This window comes from Mycobacterium paraense (assembly GCF_002101815.1).
Lineage (GTDB): Bacteria > Actinomycetota > Actinomycetes > Mycobacteriales > Mycobacteriaceae > Mycobacterium > Mycobacterium paraense.
Genome location: NZ_LQPM01000049.1, coordinates 1 through 19,884 on the forward strand (window position 1 = coordinate 1; position 19,884 = coordinate 19,884).

The 19,884-nt window shown below is 70.7% G+C and carries 6 protein-coding genes; 2 read left to right on the forward strand and 4 right to left on the reverse strand.

What is annotated here, in order from left to right:
• Together AWB89_RS28370 and AWB89_RS27185 are read right to left on the reverse strand one after the other, a co-directional pair.
• A partial coding sequence (locus AWB89_RS28370) for a PE family protein (protein ID WP_142282641.1) occupies positions 1 to 673 on the reverse strand: 673 nt, incomplete at its 3' end.
• 228 nt (positions 674 to 901) lie between these two features.
• Positions 902 to 1,219, reverse strand: coding sequence for a hypothetical protein (locus AWB89_RS27185; RefSeq protein ID WP_139830526.1), 318 nt, complete (start codon positions 1,217 to 1,219; stop codon positions 902 to 904).
• Positions 1,220 to 1,517: 298 nt separating this feature from the next.
• Here AWB89_RS27185 and AWB89_RS25510 point away from each other — a divergent pair, with 298 nt between their 5' ends.
• Complete coding sequence (locus AWB89_RS25510; protein ID WP_085094661.1) at positions 1,518 to 1,775, forward strand: hypothetical protein; 258 nt, start codon at positions 1,518 to 1,520, stop codon at positions 1,773 to 1,775.
• 277 nt (positions 1,776 to 2,052) lie between these two features.
• Positions 2,053 to 2,709 (forward strand): methyltransferase family protein, encoded by a 657-nt coding sequence (locus tag AWB89_RS25515; protein WP_085094659.1) that lies wholly within the window; start codon positions 2,053 to 2,055, stop codon positions 2,707 to 2,709.
• Between the two features lie 29 nt (positions 2,710 to 2,738).
• Here the strand turns inward: AWB89_RS25515 and AWB89_RS27190 are convergent, their stop codons facing one another.
• Both AWB89_RS27190 and AWB89_RS25525 read right to left on the reverse strand, forming a co-directional pair.
• Entirely contained in the window at positions 2,739 to 15,335 is a 12,597-nt protein-coding gene (locus AWB89_RS27190) for a non-ribosomal peptide synthetase (RefSeq protein WP_142282642.1), read from the reverse strand.
• Complete coding sequence (locus AWB89_RS25525) at positions 15,322 to 19,881, reverse strand: non-ribosomal peptide synthetase (protein WP_085177467.1); 4,560 nt, start codon at positions 19,879 to 19,881, stop codon at positions 15,322 to 15,324. The genes AWB89_RS27190 and AWB89_RS25525 overlap by 14 nt, the downstream gene beginning before the upstream one ends.
• Positions 19,882 to 19,884 lie beyond the last annotated feature (3 nt).

Here is a 19,884-nt window from a genome sequence, read left to right on the forward strand (position 1 = left end):
CGCCTGCCCCGCCGGCCCCGCCGTTGCCACCCCAGATGGCGGCCCCGCCATTTCCGCCGGCCGCGCCGGCGCCGCCCTGGCCGCCGGCGCCCCCATTGCCGAAGATGCCGGCCTGGCCGCCGTTGCCGCCGTTCACGCCGGCGACGGTGGAATCCCAGCCTTTGCCGCCGCTGCCGAGCAGCAGCCCGCCGTTCTGGCCATTCGGGCTGGCCTGCGTCCCGTCAGCGCCGTTGGCAAACAGGGGGGCCCCGGCCAGCTGCTGGCTGGTCTGGTTCAACTCGTACATCACGGTCGCCAAGATGTCCGTCCTGGGCGGCGGGGCCGGGCCGGAGGCCTCCGCGACCGCGTTCCAGATCGGCGCGAAAGGCGAGTAGGGCGAAATTCCGGCCGCATTGGTCGCCTCGGCGGCCGCGTACGCGCCGCCTGACCCGGTCAGGGCCTGCACGAACTGGTTTTGAAACGCCGCCGCCTGGGCGCTTAACGCCTGAAACTCCTTCGCGGCGTCGGAGAACACCGACGCGACCGCCGCGGACACCTCGTCACCGGCGGCGGCAACCACGCCGGTGGTAGAGGCCGCCGCCGCCGAATTCGCGGCGCTGACGGACGAGCCGATGCTCGCCACCTTCGCTGCCACCGCCGCGAGCGCATCGGGCGCTGCGATCACATACGACATCGCTGACCTCCGAAGACCGCCTCGGGCTCGCAGGCCTCCACACGACGATCACCATCCACTGACGACTGAAAACGTATCCCGTTGCACACGTGCCTTACAACGTTTCCCGAGATTTGGTCCGACGCGTTCCGCACCTGCGGCGGCAGACCCGGCCGGACACCCGACCTCGCTCGAATCGGCGAGCACGGCCGCCGCCCGGCGGCGATGGCATACATAACGTCATTCATCTCACTTCGCTTTAATCGATCCTAAATCATGATTGCGCGCCGCATTCTCAACTTTGCGTATCTCCTCGGCGCCTGACGGAAAGCCCGAATTTGTGCCGAGGGCGTCGCCGCGCGCGGCGACACGAGGCGTCACCGGCGGGTCGGCCGGCGCGGCGGCGACGGAGTTCCGCTTCCGCGGACCGCCGAGCCGCACTTCGCCCGCAATTTCGCCGGCCCCCGCGCGCCCGTCTCTTGGCCCGTTGTTCGGGCAGGTGGAGTCGAATTTCCCAACCCTGCCGCTCTTCGCGTCGGCAAACCAACTGAAAATCATAATTTGCATCACGGACAGTTTCGGGCCCGCAAAAGGAATTTGCCCTGCCCGGGCCTAAGGACCCGTACCATCGACCCTTGGTCCCCTCGGCTCGAGACCAGATGCCCCGTTATGCAGGGAGATAAGTTCGTAACGTCCGCCGGGTCGGTCATTAACAGGCGATAGTTATCGATGCGTAAAAGTTTACTGGGTCCAATTTCTACTGCACAGGCGTTTAATACGCGAAATGCCGATGTGAACAATTGCGAAAACCCGATCGCACGGGAAGAATTACCGCTACTGACGGGTAGCGTGCGATCGGGGGAGCATGGACGAGGACGACTTTCTGGTCGCGGTGGGGGAAGCGGCGCAGGACGCGGTGTGGAAGACGCAGCATCCGCTCACCCACCACCTGGCAGAAGATGACCCTCGCCGCGTGCAGTACCTGCGTGAGTACCAGATGGCGGTAGGTCGCCAGGTGCTCACGGCGATCGAGAAGCTGCGGCGCGGCGGAGCATCCCATGACGATCCCCGGGAATGCTCCCCCGTCATTCCACCGAAGGCGATTCTGCGTACCTTCCTGTAGCGCCGGTGCCCGCCGGCAGGCCGGCGGGCTCGAAGGGATTGTGGCGCAGCCATTTTCGATCCGACTCGCTCCGCTCGGGCCACCGGCCGTCGGTGACCTTCGGGCCACCACCGGCGGATGCCGCCGAGACCGCAAGACGTCGATGACGAATCGCGCACATCCTTCGGGTAGGCGACGGTAGTTTCATCCTGTGCCGCTGGTCTGACCGCCGGCAATGGAGGCTGCTCATGGCGCCCCACGGACGGACGAAGGAGGATGGGTGAACACCATTCCTAAGATGCTGCTGTTCGGTGTTGTCGAGTTTGTCGCGTTCGGCGCGCTGCTGTTTTTTCCGGCGGGCACGTTCAATTACTGGCAGGCATGGGTTTTTCTCGTCGTCGTGGGAATCGCTGCCTGGATCCCCGCGGTGTACTTGCGACGGATGAACCCCGCCGCGCTCGAGGCCCGGATGCGCGGGGGTCCGGTGGCCGAGGCCCGGACGGCGCAGCGGGTCATCATCGCCGGCCTGTATGTGTCGCTGGCCGCGATGGTCGTGGTGAGCGCCCTTGACCATCGCTTCGGCTGGTCGCCGGTGCCGGCGGCGATTTGCGTGGTCGGGGACGTCCTGGTCGCGGTCGGACTGGGCGTGGTGGCGCTGGTCATCATTCAGAACAGCTACGCGGCCGCGACCGTTCAGGTGCAGGCGGGCCAAAAGGTCGTCTCCAGCGGCCTGTACGGGCTGGTGCGGCACCCGATGTACACCGGCAACGTGATCATGATGGTCGGCATCCCCCTGGCACTCGGTTCGTACTGGGGACTGGTTTTCGTCGTTCCCGGCCTGCTGGTGCTCGCCTCGCGCATCCGCGACGAGGAGAAGCTGCTCCAAAAAGAGTTGGACGGCTACCTCGAGTACACCCAGAAAGTTCGCTATCGCCTCGTGCCGTCGATGTGGTAGCGACCCGCTCCGGTCGCGCCGGCGCGGTTCTAGAGGTCGGGAATGACGGGAACTTCTTCGACCGCGCGGGCCGGTCCGCCCAACCGCTGGCTCAGGCGCCTGACGGACGGGGTTTCGAATAGGGCGGTTACCTCGAGGTTGGCGTCGAGGGCCGTGTTGATCGTGGCCGTGGCACGCATCGCGGCCAGGGAATCCCCGCCGAGGTCGAAGAACGACTCGTCGACACCGACGCGGTCCACCCCGAGCACCTGCGTGTAGATGCCGGTCAGGATCTGCTCAACCAGGCTGGTCGGGGCGTGGTGGCCGTCTCCGTTGTGGTGGTTTTCGGGTCCCGACGCCGCGGGTGCCGGCAGGTGGTTGCCCGACCGGTCGGCGCGCGCGTGCCTTCCCTCGTCGTGCCATTCGACCGACGACAGCGGCCGCGCCGGGTCGGTGGTCATGGCGACCAACGTGTCCTGGAACCGCTCGATCAGCGCCTCGATGTCGGCCTGGTCGAAGACGTCCGCGCGGAATTGGACGTGCAGCTCCAGCTCGCGGCCGGGCAGCGCCTGGACCGTCAGCGGGTAGTGGTAGTAGTCGCGGTTGCTGATCTCGGTGATGGCCAACCCGTCGGTCCCCGACAACGCGGCGGCGTCCGCCGGGTAGTTCTCGTACACGAAAACCGTGTCGAAGAGCCTGGCGTGGCCGGTGGCACGGTGGATCTCGCTCAGCGCCAGGTGCTGGTGGTCCAGCGTGCGGTTGTGGTCGCCCTGCAGTTGATCGAGCAGGTCGGCGGCGGTGGTTCCGCTGCCGATGCTCGCCCGCACCGGCACCGTGTTGATGAACAGGCCGACCATCGAGTCCGCGCCGGGCACCTCGGCCGGCCGCCCCGAGACCACGGCGCCGAAGGCGACATCGCGCTGGCCGGTCAGCCACATCAGCAGCTGCGCCCAGGCGGCCTGCAGCACGGTGCTCACGGTGGTGTGCCGCGAGCGCGCCAGCTCGGTGAGCGCCCGGGTGGTCTGTTCGGGCACACGGAACGATGCGACGCCTCGCCGGCCGAGTCCGAACCAGTCCGGGGGCCCGACCAGCGTCGGGGCGTCGAAGCCGGCGAACATGTCGCGCCACACCGCGCGGGCGCCCTCGAGGTCACGACCGGCCAGCCAGGACACGAACCGGCGATACGACCCCGCCGCGGGCAGGCGCTGCCCGTAATAGCTGGCGAACAGTTCGCCGAGCAGAATCGGCAGCGACCACCCGTCGAGCACGATGTGGTGATTGGTCAGCACGAACCGGTGCCGGTCCTCCGCGGTCCGGATCAGGGCCACCCGCAGGGCCGGATGGTCGGCCAAGTCGTAGACCGCGGCGCGTTCGGCGGCGCAGATCTGCTGGATCTGCTCATCGGGGTCGACATCGCCCCCGCTGAGGTCGAGATACCGCCAGGGCACCACGGGATCGGCCGGGATGATTTGCACCGGCTGGTCGAACCGCGCGCTGAAGCGGGCCGCCAGGTTGGGGTGGCGGGCGACCACCGTGTGCACGGCGTCGCGCAACCGGTGCTGGTCGAGCCGGCCGCTCAGCGTGACATCGAGCTGCACCGCATACACGTCGTCGCCACCCTGGGCGGTGCTGGCGTGGAACAGCAGCCCCTGCTGCAGCGGGGTCAGCGGCAGCACGTCGGCGATGCGGTATTGCCGGGCAAGCTCGTCGATCTGCAGCTGGCTCAGCCGCGCGGGCGCGATATCCGACGGCGTCAACCCGCCGCCACCGCCTCGCACATGCGCGCAGATGCCGGCCAGCGCGTCGAACCACAACCGGCTCAGCCGGCTGACCTGCGCCTGATCCAGGGCCGAGGGCGCCCACGTCCAGCCAGCGCGCAGCCGCGGGCCGGTGTCGGCGTCCAGGGTGCCGGCGTTGAGCTCCACGGTGTGCATCAGCGGCATGGGGGTCGCCGCGGCGACGCCGGTCACCGACCAGCCGTCCTGCCGGATCTCCCAGATGTCGCCGGACACCTCGGTCGCCGCGGCGCCCAGCCGCCCGAGGTAGTTGAACCCGATCGTCGGGTCGGACCCCTCCAGGTCGACGTCGCTGTTCAGGTAGCGCAGCAGCCCGTAGGTCAAACCGTCGGGCAGGGCGCGAAGCTGCTCCTTGGCGTCTTTGATCACCGCCCCGAGCCCGGCGCCGCCCGCGAGGACCTGCGCCCAGTCCAGCCCGCCGACCGCGAGCGCCACCGGATACTTGGTGGTGAACCACCCCACCGTGCGCGACAGGTCGACGTTGTGGTCCAGCTCCTCCTGGCGGCCGTGCCCCTCCGCGTCGATCACGATGGGCGCGGCGCCGCTGCCCAGGAACTCGGCGCACGCCAGAGCGAACGCGATCAACAAGATCTCGTGTATCCCGGCGTGGAACGCGGCCGGCACCTCACCGAGCAGCATCCGGGTCGTCTCGGCGTCCAGCTCCACCGCCAGGTTCCCGGCGGTCGCATAGGTATCCACCGCCGGTTGCACCGCCGGCAATCGGGAAGGCTGCGCGGCGATCTGTCGCCACGCGGGCGCCTGCTCCACCACCGCGGGGCGGTGGGCGTGCTCGGCCAGCAGCGCCGCCCACCGGGCGAACGACGTCCTCGGCGCCGGCAACACGACCTGCTGCCCGCCGCGGTGCTGCGCCCAGGCGAGATTGAGGTCCTCGAGCAGGATCCGCCAGGACACCCCGTCGACCGCCAGATGGTGAACGATCAAGAGCAACTGGCCGGTGGGCGCCGCCCACAGCGCGCTCAGCATCACCCCGGCGGCCGGGTTCAACCGCGATCGGGCCGCCAGCACCGCGTCGTCGGAGAGCACGTCCACCGTCTGCAGGCATCCGCGCGCGTCCACCGCACCCGGTTCGGGCACCGTCAGCGACCAGCCCTCGGCGCCGTCGGCCCCGTCGTCTGAGACGCGCAGCCGCAACGTCGCGTGCCGATCGATCAACGCCTGCAACACCGCCACCACGTCGGACGATGTCACGCCCACCGGGGCCTGCACCAGCACCGTCTGGTTGAACTCCGACACCGGGCCGTCGACGCTCTGCAGCCAGCGCATGATCGGGGTGGCCACCACCGCGCCGAAGCCCTCGTCGATCGCCTCGGCGTCGTCGGCGACCACCCCGGCTACCCGGGCGAGCTTGGCCACGGTCTGCTCGACGAAGATGTCGCGCGGCCGGCACACCACCCCGGCCGCCCGCGCCCGCGCCACCACCTGCATCGACAGGATGCTGTCCCCGCCGAGCTCGAAGAACGACTCCTGGACCCCGACCCGCTCCAGCCCCAGCACCTGGGCATAGATCCCGGCCAGGATCTCCTCGACCGCGTCGGCCGGGGCGCGGTAGTGATCGACGTCCTGATACTCCGGCGCCGGCAGCGCGCGGGTGTCGAGTTTGCCGTTGACCGTCAGCGGCAGCGCGTCCAACGCCACCACCGCGGCCGGCACCATGTAGGCCGGCAGCCGCTCGGCCAGCGCCGCACGCGCCTCGGCGGGATCCACCGTTCCGGTCACGTAGCCCACCAGGCGTTTGTCGCCGGGGCGGTCCTCGCGGGCGATCACCACCGCCTGCTCCACGCCGTCCAGTCCGTTCAACGTGGCCTGGACCTCGCCCAGCTCGATGCGATAGCCGCGGATCTTGACCTGCTCGTCGGCGCGCCCCATGTACCGCAGCTGACCGTCGGCGCCCCAGCACATCAGGTCGCCGGTGCGATACATGCGCGCTCCCGGCCCGCCGAACGGACACGCGACGAAGCGCGTCCCCGTCAGACCCGAGCGGCCGACGTACCCGTGCGCCAGCCCGGCGCCCGCGACGTACAACTCGCCGACCACACCGGGGGGCACGGGCTGCAACGACCCGTCGAGCACAAAGAAACCGAGGTGTCCCAGCGGCACGCCGATCGGGCTCACGGCGGTCTCGACGTCGCCCGCGACGATCTCCCGGAACGAGGCATGCACGGTCGTCTCGGTGATGCCGTACATGTTGATCAGCCGCGGCCGGGACGGGTGGCTGTCCAGCCACGCGCGCAGCCGCTGCGGTTCGAGCGCCTCGCCGCCGAACACCACGGCATCCAGCCGCAACTGCGACCCCAGCTCGGGCTGCAACGCATCAGCGGCCTGCAAGGCGTAGAACGCCGACGGGGTCTGGCTCAAGATGCTGACCCGCTCGGCGACCAGCAGCGCGTGCAGGTCTTCGGGCGAGCGCACCACCGGGTCGGGCACCACCACGACGCGCCCGCCGTAGAGCAGCGCGCCCCAGATCTCCCACACCGAGAAGTCGAACGCCAGCGAGTGACACTGCGACCACACCCGGCCCGCGAGCTCCATGTCGCCGGCCAGCGTCTCCAGCAGCCGGGTCACGTTGCGATGCGGGACCGCCACCCCCTTCGGGGTTCCGGTCGTGCCCGAGGTGTAGATGATGTACGCGACGTCGTCCGGGCACGCCACGGACCGCGCGGCGCGGCCGTCGACGGCGGGGTCACCCGCGTCGTCGACGTCGATGATCAGCAGATCGCGTCCGTCCAGCCGGGGGCGGTACTCGGCGGTGGTGATCGCGGCGACCGGCGCCGCGTCGCCGAGCACGAACTGCATCCGGGCCTCCGGCACCGCCGGATCGATCGGCACGTACGCCGCGCCGGTCTTCACCGCCGCCAGGATCGCCACGATCGCCTCGGCCGATCGGGGCAGCAGCAGCGCCACCCGCCGGCCCGGCCCGACGCCGCCGCCGGCCAACCGGTGCGCCAACCGGTTCGAAGCCTCATCGAGCTCGCGGTAGGTCATCGAGCGGCCCTCGAAGGTCAGCGCCGCCGCGTCGGGCACGCGCGCCACCTGGGCGGCGAACAGCTCCGGAATCGACACCGGCGCGCTCGCCGGCCCGGTCAGCGCCGCCCGGTTGCCCCAGTCGTCCAACCGGGCACGCTCGACGTCGTCGAGCACGGCGATCGACGACAGCCGCCGGGTCGGGTCCGCGGTCATCTCGACCAGCACCCGCTGCAAACGCTCGATCAGTGTTTCGATGCTGGCCGCGTCGAACACATCGGTGCGGAATTCCACCACGCCGGCGATGCCGGCCGGCTCGCCGTCCGCGTCCAGGTGCTCTTCCAGGGAGAGCGCCAGGTCCATGCGGGCGGTGCCGGTGTCCACCGGCATCTGGGTGAGCTCGAGCTCTCCCGACGCGAACCCGGCGGCGGGATCGCCGGTGGTGTTGTGCAGCGTTCGCCAGGCCAGCATCACCTGCACCAGCGGGTGGTGGGTCAGCGATCGGGTCGGGTTCAGCCGCTCGACGACGACTTCGAACGGCACGTCCTGGTGCTCGTAGGCGGCCAGGCTGCGGGCCCGCACCTGAGCCAGCAGCTCGGCGACACTCGGGTCGCCCGCCACATCCACGCGCAACACCAACGTGTTGACGAAGAAACCGACCAGCTCGTCCAGCGCGGGATCGCGGCGCCCGCCGATCGGGAAGCCCACGGCCACATCGGAACTCGCGCTCAGCTTGGCCAGCAGCACCGCCAGGGCGGCCTGCATCACCATGAAATTGGTCGCGTTGTGCTCGCGGGCCACGCGGACGACCTGCTGCTGCAACTCGACGGGCCAACGCACCGCCACGCTGGCGCCGCGCTGATCGGCCACCGGGGGGTAGGGCCGGTCGGTGGGCAGGCCGAGCCGCTCGGGCATCCCGGCGAGGGCCCGCTGCCAGTACTCCAGCTGCGCGGCGATCGGGCTGTCGCTGTCGCTGAGATCGCCGAACTGCGCGCGCTGCCACAGCGTGTAGTCGATGTACTGCACCGGCAGCGGCGTCCAACCGGGGGCTTGCCCTACGCATCGGCTGGCGTAGGCCACGGCGATGTCACGCACCAGCGGGGCGATCGACAGGCCGTCGGCGGCGATGTGGTGCACCACGGCCACCAGCACGTGTTCGTCGTCGGCGACGCCGAAAAGCTTTGCCCGCAAAGGGATCTCGGCCGCCAGGTCGAAGCTGTGCCGCGCGGTCTCCTCGACGGCGTCCTGCAGCCGGTCCGGGGACCACGCGGTCGCGTCGACGACGTCCCAGCCGAAGTCGGCCCGCTCGGCGGGCAGCACCAGCTGTTGCGGTATTCCGTCCGGGGCGGTGAACAGCGTGCGCAAACTTTCATGGCGGCCCACCACATCGGCCAGCGCCGCGCAGAACGCGTCGGCGTCCAGCCGCCCGCGCAGTCGCAACGCCACCGCCAGGTTGTACACCGGTGACGGACCCTGCAATTGGTCGATGAACCACAACCGGTTCTGGGCGAACGACAACGGGACGACCTCGGGCCGCGGGCCGGCCACCAGCGGCTCCAGCCCGCCCTCGCCACCGTGGATGCGCGTCGCCAGCTGAGCCACCGTGGGCGCCTCGAACACGGCGCGCACGGCGACGGCGGCACCCAGGCCGCTGTTGATCGCGGCGACCAGCCGCATCGCCGACAGCGAATCGCCGCCCAGGTCGAAGAACGAGTCGTCCACCCCGACCCGTTCCACGCCCAACACCTGGGCGTAGATGCCGGCCAGGATCTCCTCCGCCGGGTTGGTCGGTGCGCGGTAACGATCGGTGGCGTCGTATTCCGGCGCCGGCAGCGCCCGGGCGTCGAGCTTGCCGTTAACCGTCAACGGCAGCGCCGCCAACCGCACCACCGCGGCGGGAACCAGGTACGCGGGCAGCCGCTCGGCCAGCGCGGATCGCGCCGCGGCCGGGTCCGCTGTCCCGGTGATGTATCCCACCAGACGCTTATCGCCGGGACGGTCTTCGCGGGCGACGACGACCGCCTGCTCCACGCCGTCCAACGCGGCCAAGGCGGCCCGGACTTCGCCCGGTTCGATGCGGTAGCCGCGGATCTTGACCTGCTCGTCGGCGCGGCCCAGGTATTGCAGCTGGCCATCGGCGCGCCACCGCACCAGGTCGCCGGTGCGGTACATGCGGGTTCCGGGCGCGTCCGCGCCGGCGAAGGGGCAGGCCACGAAGCGTGAGGCGGTCAGCGCGGTGCGGCCGACATATCCGACGCCCACGCCCCGCCCGGCCACATACAACTCCCCGACCACGCCGGCCGGCACCCGCCGCAACGACTCGTCCAGGACGAACAGCGCCGCCGTCGAGACAGGCGCACCGATCGGGGCCGCCCCCGACCCGGGCCGCAGCGGCGCGCTCATCGAGGCGTACACCGTGGCCTCGGTGGGGCCATAGGCGTTGATCACCACCCGCCCCGGCGCCCACTGGTCCACCACCTCGGCCGAGCAAGCCTCGCCGCCGAGCAGCAGCGCCTCCGACTCCAGCCGCTGCGGCGACAGCGCGGCCACCGCCGACGGGGTCTGGGTGAGCACGTTGACCCGTTCACGGGCCAGCAGGTCGTGGAAGTCGTCCGGGGAGGTGACGACCGACGGGGGCACCACCACCAGCCGCCCGCCGCCGAGCAGCGCGGCCCAGATCTCCCACACCGAGAAGTCGAACGCGTACGAGTGGCATTGCGTCCACACCTGGTTCACCGGCAGCGATGTGGGCGTCGACGGCGCCAGGTGGGCCAGGTTGCGGTGGGCGATGGCCACACCCTTGGGCGTTCCGGTGGTCCCCGAGGTGTAGATCAGGTACGCGATGTCGTCGGCCGCCGGTGCCGGCGGCGCGGTGGCGGGCTGCGCCTCGCGGGCGGGGTCGTCGACGTCGATGACCGTCAGCTCCCGCCCGGCCAGCCGCTCGGCCAGCCCGGCGGTGGTGACCGCGGCGACCGGCGCGGCATCGTCCAGCATGAACCCGACCCGGGCGGCCGGCAGCGCCGGGTCGATCGCCAGGTAGGCCGCGCCGGTCTTCAGCACCGCCAGCATCGCCACGACGGCCTGCGCCGACCGCTCCAGCAGCAACGCCACACACGCGCCCGGGCCCACACCGTGGCCGGACAGCAAGTGCGCGAACCGGTTAGCTGCCTCGTCGAGTTCCCGGTAGGTCATCGACCGGCCCGCGAAGGTCACCGCGGGCGCCTGCGGGGCGCGGGCCACCTGCGCGGCGAACAGCTCCGGTACCGACAGGGCGACCGGCCCGGGCTCCGCCAACACCGCGCGGTTGCCCACCTCGTCGAGGCGGGCGTGCTCGGCCTCGTCGAGCAGATCCACCGACGACAGCCGCCGCGCCGGATCCGCCGTCATGGCGACCAGCACCCGCTGGAGCCGCGCGACCAGCGTTTCGATGCCGGCGGCGTCGAACACGTCGGTCCGGAATTCCACCGACCCGGCGATTCCGGCGGGCTCGCCGCCGTCGGTCCACGTCTCGCCCAGCGAGAACGCCAGGTCGGTGCGGGCCGTCCGGGTGTCGAGCGGCAACGGCGTGGCGTGCAGGCCGCCCAGGGCCAACCCGGCCGCCGGCCCGGTCGCGCCCTGCCCCTGCCCGCTCTGCCAGGCCAGCATCACCTGGACCAGCGGGTGGTGGGTCAGGCTTCGGGTCGGGTTGAGCCGTTCGACCAGCACCTCGAAGGGCACGTCCTGGTGCTCGTAGGCGGCCAGGCTGCGGGCCCGCACCTGGGCGAGCAGTTCGGCGACGCTGGGATCACCGGTCAGATCGACCCGCAACACCAGGGTGTTGACGAAGAAGCCCACCAGCTCGTCCAGCGCGGGGTCGCCGCGCCCGGCGATCGGAAACCCAACGGACACATCGGAACTCGCGCTGAGCTTGGCCAGCAGCACGGCCATGGCAGCCTGCATAACCATGAAGCTGGTGGCGTTGTGTTCGCGGGCCACCCGGGCCACCTGCTGCTGCAGCTCGGCCGGCCAGTCCACCGACACGCTCGCGCCGCGGTAGTCGGCGACCGGCGGGTAGGGCCGATCGGTGGGCAGTTGCAGGTGCTCCGGCATCCCGGCCAAGGCCTCTTGCCAGTAGGCCAGCTGCGCGGCGATGCGGCTGCCGCTGTCGCTGAGGTCCCCGAGCTGCGCGCGCTGCCACAGCGTGTAGTCGGCGTACTGCACCGGAAGGTCGGCCCAGTCGGGGGCTTGTCCCACCCGGCGGCTGGCGTAGGCCACCCCGAGGTCCCGCACCAGCGGGGTGATCGACGCGCCGTCGGCGGCGATGTGGTGCACCACGGCCACCAGCACGTGTTCGTCGTCGGCGACCCGGAAAAGCCTTGCCCGCAGGGGGATCTCGGCCGCCAGGTCGAACGGGTGATGCGCGACGGCGTCGAGGGCCTCGGCCAGCCGGCTTTCCGGCCAGCCGACGGCGTCGACGACGGCCCAACCGAAGTCGGCCCGCTCGGGAGGAACGATCAGCTGGCGCGGGATGCCGTCGCGCGCGGCAAACAGCGTGCGCAGGCTCTCCTGGCGGGCCACCACGTCGGCCAGCGCCGCGCCCAGCGCTTCTTCCTCGACGGCGTCCATCCGCCCGCGCAACCGGAGGGCGACCGCCATGTTGTAGATCGTCGAGGGACCCTGGAACTGGTCGATGAACCACAACCGGCTCTGGGCGAACGACAGCGGAATCACCGCGGGCCGCTCCACGGCCGTCAACGGCTCCAGCCGGGCTTCCTCCCCGCCGATGCGCGTCGCCAACTGGGCAACCGTGGGCGCCTCGAACAACGTGCGCACCGAAAGACCGGCGTCCAGGCCGCTGTTGACCGCGGCGACCAGGCGCACGGCCGACAGCGAGTCCCCGCCGAGGTCGAAGAACGACTCGTCCACCCCGACCAGCCGCGGCGGCTCCACGCCCAGGACCTGCGCGTAGATGCCGGCCAGCAGCTCCTCGACCGCGTTGGTCGGGGCGCGATAGTGGTCACCGTCCTGGTATTCGGGCGCCGGCAGCGCCCGGGTGTCGAGTTTGCCGTTGACGGTCAGCGGCAGCGCCTCGATCGCCACCACCGCGGTCGGCACCATGTAGGCCGGGAGCCGCTCAGCCAGCGCCGCACGCGCCGACGCGGCGAACGCCGCCGGTTCCGCGATCCCGGTGACGTAGCCGACCAGGCGCTTGTCGCCGGGGCGGTCCTCACGGGCGATCACCGCCGCCTGCTTGACGCCGTCCAGCGCGGCGAGCGCTGCCTGGATTTCGCCGAGTTCGATGCGGTACCCGCGGATCTTGACCTGCTTGTCGGCCCGTCCCACGTACCGCAGCTGCCCGTCAGCGCCCCACCACACCAGGTCCCCGGTGCGATACATCCGTTGCCCGGGCTCCCCCGCGCCGACGAACGGGCAGGCCACGAACCGCGTCGCGCTCAGCGCCGCCCGCCCCACGTAGCCGTCCGCCACCCCGGCGCCGGCCACGTACAGCTCCCCCACCACGCCCGGCGGGACCGGCCGCAACCACCCGTCGAGCACGAAGAACTCGAGATGGGCCAGCGGTACCCCGATGGGGCTGACGACGCTGTCGACGTCGCTGACGACGATCTCCCGGAACGACGCATGCACGGTCGTCTCCGTGATGCCGTACATGTTGATCAGCCGCGGCTGGCCGGGATGGTTGTCCAGCCAGCTCCGCAGCCGCTGCGGCTCCAGGGCCTCGCCGCCGAACACCACGGCCTCGAGCTTCAGGCGGGGCTCCGGCTCGGGCTGTGCCGCATCGGCGGTCTGCAACGCGTAAAACGCCGACGGCGTCTGGCTCAGCACGGTGACCTGTTCGGCCACCAACAACGTGTGCAGGTCCTGCGGCGTACGGACCACCGCGTCGGGCACGATGACCAGCCGGCCACCGTAGAGCAGCGCGCCCCAGATTTCCCACACGGAGAAGTCGAAGGCCAGCGAGTGACACTGCGACCACACCTGGCCCGCGAGCTCCAGGTCGGCGTCCAGCGTCTCCAGCAGCCGGGTCACGTTGCGATGCGGGATCGCCACGCCCTTGGGGGTTCCGGTGGTGCCCGACGTGTAGATGAGGTAGGCGATGTCGTCCGGGGCCGGTGCGGGCAATGCTGTGCTGGGCTGGCGGTCGATGGCGGGGTCGTCGATGTCGATGACCGCCACGTCGCGCCCGTCCAGCCGATCGGTCAGGCCGGCGGTCGTGATCGCGGCGATGGGCGCGGCGTCGTCGAGCACGAATCCCATCCGGGCGGCCGGCACCGTCGGATCGATCGGCACGTACGCGGCCCCGGTCTTGAGCACCGCCAACATCGCCACGACCGCGTCGGCCGACCGCGGCAGCAACAGCGCGACGCGCTGGCCCGGGCCCACGCCCCGGTCGGTCAAGAAGTGCGCCAACCGGTTGGCCGCCTGTTTGACCTCGCGGTAGGTCCACGAACGCTCGCCCGCGCTGATCGCCACCGCGTCCGGCGTCCGCGCCACCTGCGCGCCGAACAGCACCGGGATCGACACCGGGACACCGACCGGCTGGGTCAACCCCGTGCGATTGCCCCATCGCTGAAGCTGGGCGTGCTCGGCGGCGTCGAGCACGTCCATCGACGACAGCCGCCGCCCCGGGTCGGCGGTCATCGCCGCCAGCACCCGCTTGAACCGCTCGATCAGCGTTTCGATGTCGGCCGCGTCGAACACCTCGGTGTCGAATTCGACGCGAAGACCGATTTCCGTGCCCGGCATGGCCTGGACCGCGAGCGGGTAGTGGTTGTATTCGCGATGGGTGAAGTCGGTGATGGCCAACCCGTCCGCGCCCGACAGCGCGGCCGCGTCGAGCGGGTAGTTCTCGTAGACGAAGAACGTGTCGAACAGCTGGTCCAGGCCCGTGACGCGGTGCATCTCGCTGAGCGCCAGGTGCTGGTGCTCGAGGGTGTGGTTGTAGGCGTTTTGCAGCTGGTCGAGCAGGTCGGTCGTGGTGGTCGACGCCGCGATGTTCGCCCGCACCGGCACCGTGTTGATCAAGAGGCCCACCATCGAGTCCGCGCCGTACAGCTCGGGCGGCCTCCCCGAGACCGTGGTGCCGAAGGCGACGTCGGGCCGGCCGGTCAGCGCCACCAGCAGCCGCGCCCAGGCGGCCTGCACCACGGTGCTGACGGTGGTGTGGCTGGAGCGCGCCAGCTCGCCGAGCGCCCGCGTGATCTCCTCGGACACCCGAAACGACGCAACGCCTCGCGGCCCGAGGCCCGGCCGGCCCGGCGGGGCCAGCAGGGTGGGGGTGTCGAACCCCGCCAGCACCTCACGCCAGGCGCCGCGCGCGGCATCGAGGTCACGGCCGGTCAGCCAGGTCACGAAGCTGCGGTACTTCGCCGCGGCGGGCAGCCATTGCCCGTGGTAGCTGGCGAATATCTCCGCCAGCAGGATCGGCAGCGACCAGCCGTCCAGCACGATGTGGTGATTGGTCAGCACCAGTCGGTGCTGATCGTCGGCGGTGCCGATGAGCGCGGCGCGGAATGCGGGCTGGTTGGTGAGGTTGCAGACCGCGGCGCGTTCGGCGGCGCACACCTGCTCGATCTGCTCGTCGAGGTCCGGGCGGTCCCCGCTCAGGTCGACATAGCGCCACGGCACCACGGGATCGGCGGGAATGATCTGCACCGGCTGGTCGAACTTGTCGGAGAATCGGGCCGCCAGGTTGGGGTGGCGGATAACCACCGCGTGCACCGCCTTGCGCAGGCGGTCCTGATCGACCGGACCGCTCAGCGCGATCTCCAGCTGCACGGCATAGATGTCGTCACCGCCCGAAGCGGTGATGGCATGGAACCACAGCCCCTGCTGCAAGGGGGTCAGCGGCAATACGTCAGCTATCCGCATATTGCCGCTGAAGCTCGTCGATTTGTTGCTGGCTGAGACCGGCGGCGATGTCGGAGGGCGTCAACCCGCCGCCGCCGCCTCGCACGTGCGCGCAGATGCCGGCCAACGCGTCGAACCACAACCGGTTCAGCCGGCTGACCAGCGCCTGATCCAAGGCCGAAGGCGCCCACGTCCAGCGGGCGTGCAGCTGCGGGCCGGCAGCGCCGTCGACCGTGCTGGCGTTGAGCTCCACGGTGTGCATCAGCGGCATGGGGATGGCCGCGGCCACGTCGGTGACCGACCAGCCATCCTGGCTGAGCCGCCAAACGTCGCCCGACACCTCGGCCGCCGCGCCCAGCCGGCCCAGGTAGTTGAAGCCGATCGGCGGGTCGGCCGGGGCCAGATCGACGTCGCTGTTCAAGTAGCGCAACGCCCCATAGGTCAAGCCGTCCGGCAGCGCGCGAAGCTGCTCCTTGGCGTCTTTGACGACTGCCCCCAGCCCCGCGTCACCGGCCACCACCCGCGCCCAGTCCGGCCCCTCCACCGCGAGCGACACCGGGTACTTGGTCGTGAACCAGCCGACCGTGCGGGACAGGTCGACATGCGGGGCCAGCTCCTCCTGGCGCCCGTGACCCTCCACGTCGATGACGATCGGCGCGCCGCCGCCGCCGACGAATTCGGCGACCGCCAAGGCGAACGCGATCAACAGGATGTCGTGCACCCCGGCGTGAAAGGCCGCCGGCACCTCGTCCAGCAACGCCCGGGTGGTCTCGGCGTCCAGCTGCGCCGACAGGGTGCCCGCGCTCGCATAGGTATCCATGTCGGGGCGCACCGCCGGCAGCGCCAAGGGCGCCGCCGCGATCTGCCGCCAGGCGTCGGCCTGTGCCACCACCTCCGGGCGGCGCGCGTGCTCGGCCAGCAGCGACGCCCAGCGGGCGAACGAGGTTCCGGGCGACGGCAACACCAACTGCTGCCCACCGCGGTGCTGGGCCCACGCAATGTTGAGGTCCTCGAGCAGGATCCGCCAGGACACCCCGTCGACGGCCAGGTGGTGCACGATCAGCACCAACTGCCCGGTGTCGGCCACCCACAGCGCGCTCAGCATGGCCCCGGCCGCCGGATTCAGCCGCGACCGCGCCTCGATCACCGCCTCGTCGGACAGCGCCGGCACCGTGCGCACGCACCCGCGGGCATCCACCGAGCCGGGCTCGGGCATCGTCAACGACCAGCCCCCGGCGCCGTCGTCCTCGACGCGCAGCCGCAGCGTGGCGTGCCGGTCCAGCACGGCCTGCAACACCGCGACCACGTCGGTCTCCGTCACCCCGGCGGGGGCCTGCACGGACACCGTCTGGTTGAACTGGTCGACCGGTCCCTCGACTTCGCGCAGCCAGCGCATGATCGGTGTCGCGACCGCCGGGCCGAGGCCCTCGTCGCTCACGTCGGCGTCGCCGGTGGCGACGTCGGCCACCCGGGCCAGTTGGGCCACGGTCTGCTCGACGAAGATGTCGCGCGGCCGGCACACCACCCCGGCGGCCCGCGCGCGCGCCACCACCTGCATCGACAAGATGCTGTCCCCGCCGAGCTCGAAGAACGACTCGTCGACCCCGACCCGCTCCAGCCCCAGCACCTGCGCGTAGATGTCGGCCAGGATCTCCTCGACCGCGTTGCCCGGGGCCCGGTACCGATCGACGTCCTGGTATTCGGGGGCGGGCAGGGCGCGCTTGTCGAGTTTGCCGTTGACCGTCAGGGGCACCGCGTCGATCACCACCACCGCGGCCGGCACCATGTACGCCGGCAACCGCTCGGCCAGTGCGGCGCGCGCGGCGGCCGCTTCGGCGGTGCCCGTCACGTACCCGACCAGGCGCTTGTCGCCGGGGCGGTCCTCGCGCGCGATCACCACCGCCTGCTCGACCCCGTCCAGTTCGGCGAGGGCGGCTTGGACTTCACCGAGCTCGATGCGGTAGCCGCGGATCTTGACCTGCTGATCGGCGCGCCCCACGTAACGCAGCTCGCCGTCGGCGCCCCACCACGCCAGGTCCCCGGTGCGATACATGCGCGTCCCGGGCTCCCCGAACGGGCACGCCACAAACCGGGTCGACGTCAGGCCCGGCCGCCGCCAGTACCCGCATCCCGCGCCGCCGCCGGCCACATACAGCTCCCCCACCACCCCGGGCGGGACGGCCTGCATCCAGCTATCGAGCACGAAGAACGCGTACTGGCCCAACGGCACGCCGATGGGGCTGGCGGAGCGCTCGACGTCATCGGGGAGGATCTCCCGGAACGACGCGTGCACGGTCGTCTCCGTCGTGCCGTACAAGTTGAGCAGCCGCGGTGATCCCGGGTGATTGTCGAGCCACGTCCGCAGCCGCTGCGGTTCCAGTGCCTCGCCGGCGAAGATGACTGCCCGAAGTTGCAGTTGACGTCCTTGTTCGGGCGCGAGCGCGTCCACGGTCTGCAGCGCATAGAACGCCGACGGGGTCTGGCTCAGGACTTCGACCCGTTCTTTGACCAACAGCGCATGGAACTCTTCGGGCGACCGGGCCACCGATTCGGGGACCACCACCAGGCGGCCGCCGGACAGCAGCGCACCCCAGATCTCGCACACCGAGACGTCGAAGGCCAGCGAATGCCACTGCGACCACACCTGCCCCGGCGACAGCTCGACGTCCAGGGACTCCAGCAGCCGGGTCACGTTGTGGTGGGTGATGGCCACCCCTTTGGGGACCCCGGTGGTCCCCGAGGTGTAGATGAGGTAGGCGATGTTGTCCGGCTCCGGCACCGGCGGCGCCGGGCTGGATTCGCCGACGGCACGGTCGGCGATCTCGGCGATGTCGATGATCAGCAGGTCGCGCCCGTCCAGCCGGCCGGCCAGGCCGGCGGCGGTGATCGCCGCGATCGGCGCGGCGTCATCGAGCATGAACTCGACCCGGGCGGCCGGCACCGCCGGGTCGATCGGCACGTACGCCGCTCCGGTTTTGAGCACCGCCAGAATCGCCACGATCGCCTCGGCCGACCGCGGCAGCAACAGCGCCACCCGTTGCCCCGGCCCCACCCCGTGGCCGGCCAGGAGGTGCGCCAACCTGTTAGCGGTCCGGTCAACCTCGCCGTAGGTCCACGATGAATCCCCGAAGGTGATCGCCACCGCATCCGCGGCGCGGGCGGCCTGCTCGGCGAACAGCGCGGGAATCGACCGCGACGCGCCGCCCGGCCGGCTCAGCACCGCGCGGTTGCCCCAGCCGTCGAGCCCGTCCAGCTCGGCGGCATCGCGAAGATCCATCGACGAGAGCCGCCGCCCCGGATCGGCGGTCATCGCCGCCAGCGCCCGGCCCAGCCGTCCCGCCAATTCCGAGACGTCGAGCTTCGCCAGCGGGCCCCCGGCGCCCGCCGTGCTGAGGAAGAGCTGGTCGCCGCCGCCGGAGAAGATCAGCGCGAAGGCGCCCACCTGGACGGGATTGGTGAACGACGCCGACGCCGCGACGCCGGCGAAGTCCATCGTCATCTTCGACGGCATGAAATTGACGCTCACCCGGTCGGCTCGCTGTCCCGCGCCGCGCGGGTCGCCCTTGCGTTCGAGCGCGTGCACGGGGAACCGCTGATGGTCCAGCGCCTCCCGTATTCGCGCGTCGACGTACGCACAGAAAGCGGCGACCGTGGATTCCGGCGACACACCCAACACCAGCGGCACGACCCCGGAAAGCATGCCGGGCAGCGTCTTTGACTCCGGTCGCACTCGCCTGCTGACCGGGAAGTCGAGCACCACATCGGAGCCCTCGGAGCACCAGCCACGCACCAGCAGCGCACACGCCGCGGTGATGACCGACGACCGGGGCATTTTCCACGAGTCGGACAATTCCTGAACGCGCCGGAGGACGGCAGCGTCCAGCCGAACGGGCGCGGAAGGCGCGGACTGGTCCTCCTCATCCGCGGCCGGAAGGAACCCGCTAGGGGTGCCGCTTTCCGGTGGAAGATTTCTGGCCCAGTAGTCCTGATCGTCCAGATAGTCGGCGGACGCTTCGTATTCCGACTCGCATCGAACCAGGTCCTGCAGCGACCCGAAGAAGGCCGGAGGAACGGGTGCGTTCGCAACAATGGCCGCGTAGACGGTTGCAATCCGATTCGCGATCAGCGTAATTCCGGAGCCGTCCACAATCATGTGGTGGAAGCAACCGAACAAATAGAATTCGTCGGACCATGTCTGGAATAAAGCGAATTTGAACAGCGGGCCGGACGCGGGCATCGGTGTGCGTTGGATCGATAGCGCCATGCGACGGGCTTCCTGCACCGGATGGCGGGTGTCGCTCAGGTCGTGGAAGGCCATCTCGAAGTCCGGGTAATCGATCGCCTTCTGGAAGACGTGGCCGTCCACCTCGAAAATGGCGGCCCTGGCCGGTTCGGCCTCCCGCATCACGTGATGGATCGCGCGCTGCAGCAGTTCGCGGTCTACCGCGCCGTCGAATCGCACGAGGACGCCGAGCTGCCACTCCGTGCCGGAGCGACCCGTTTCCTGCGCGAGCCAAATGTCCAGCTGTCCCCGCGTCAGCGGGAGAGTCCGGTCATCAAGTTCCATCCG

What these genes read in the sequence shown, in the direction of transcription:
- AWB89_RS27190 (WP_142282642.1), bottom strand. Translation starts at nt 15,335, where the DNA reads ATGCGGATAGCTGACGTATTGCCGCTGACCCCCTTGCAGCAGGGGCTG.
- AWB89_RS25515 (WP_085094659.1), top strand. Translation starts at nt 2,053, where the DNA reads ATGCTGCTGTTCGGTGTTGTCGAGTTTGTCGCGTTCGGCGCGCTGCTG.
- AWB89_RS27185 (WP_139830526.1), bottom strand. Translation starts at nt 1,219, where the DNA reads ATGCAAATTATGATTTTCAGTTGGTTTGCCGACGCGAAGAGCGGCAGG.
- AWB89_RS25510 (WP_085094661.1), top strand. Translation starts at nt 1,518, where the DNA reads ATGGACGAGGACGACTTTCTGGTCGCGGTGGGGGAAGCGGCGCAGGAC.
- AWB89_RS25525 (WP_085177467.1), bottom strand. Translation starts at nt 19,881, where the DNA reads ATGGAACTTGATGACCGGACTCTCCCGCTGACGCGGGGACAGCTGGAC.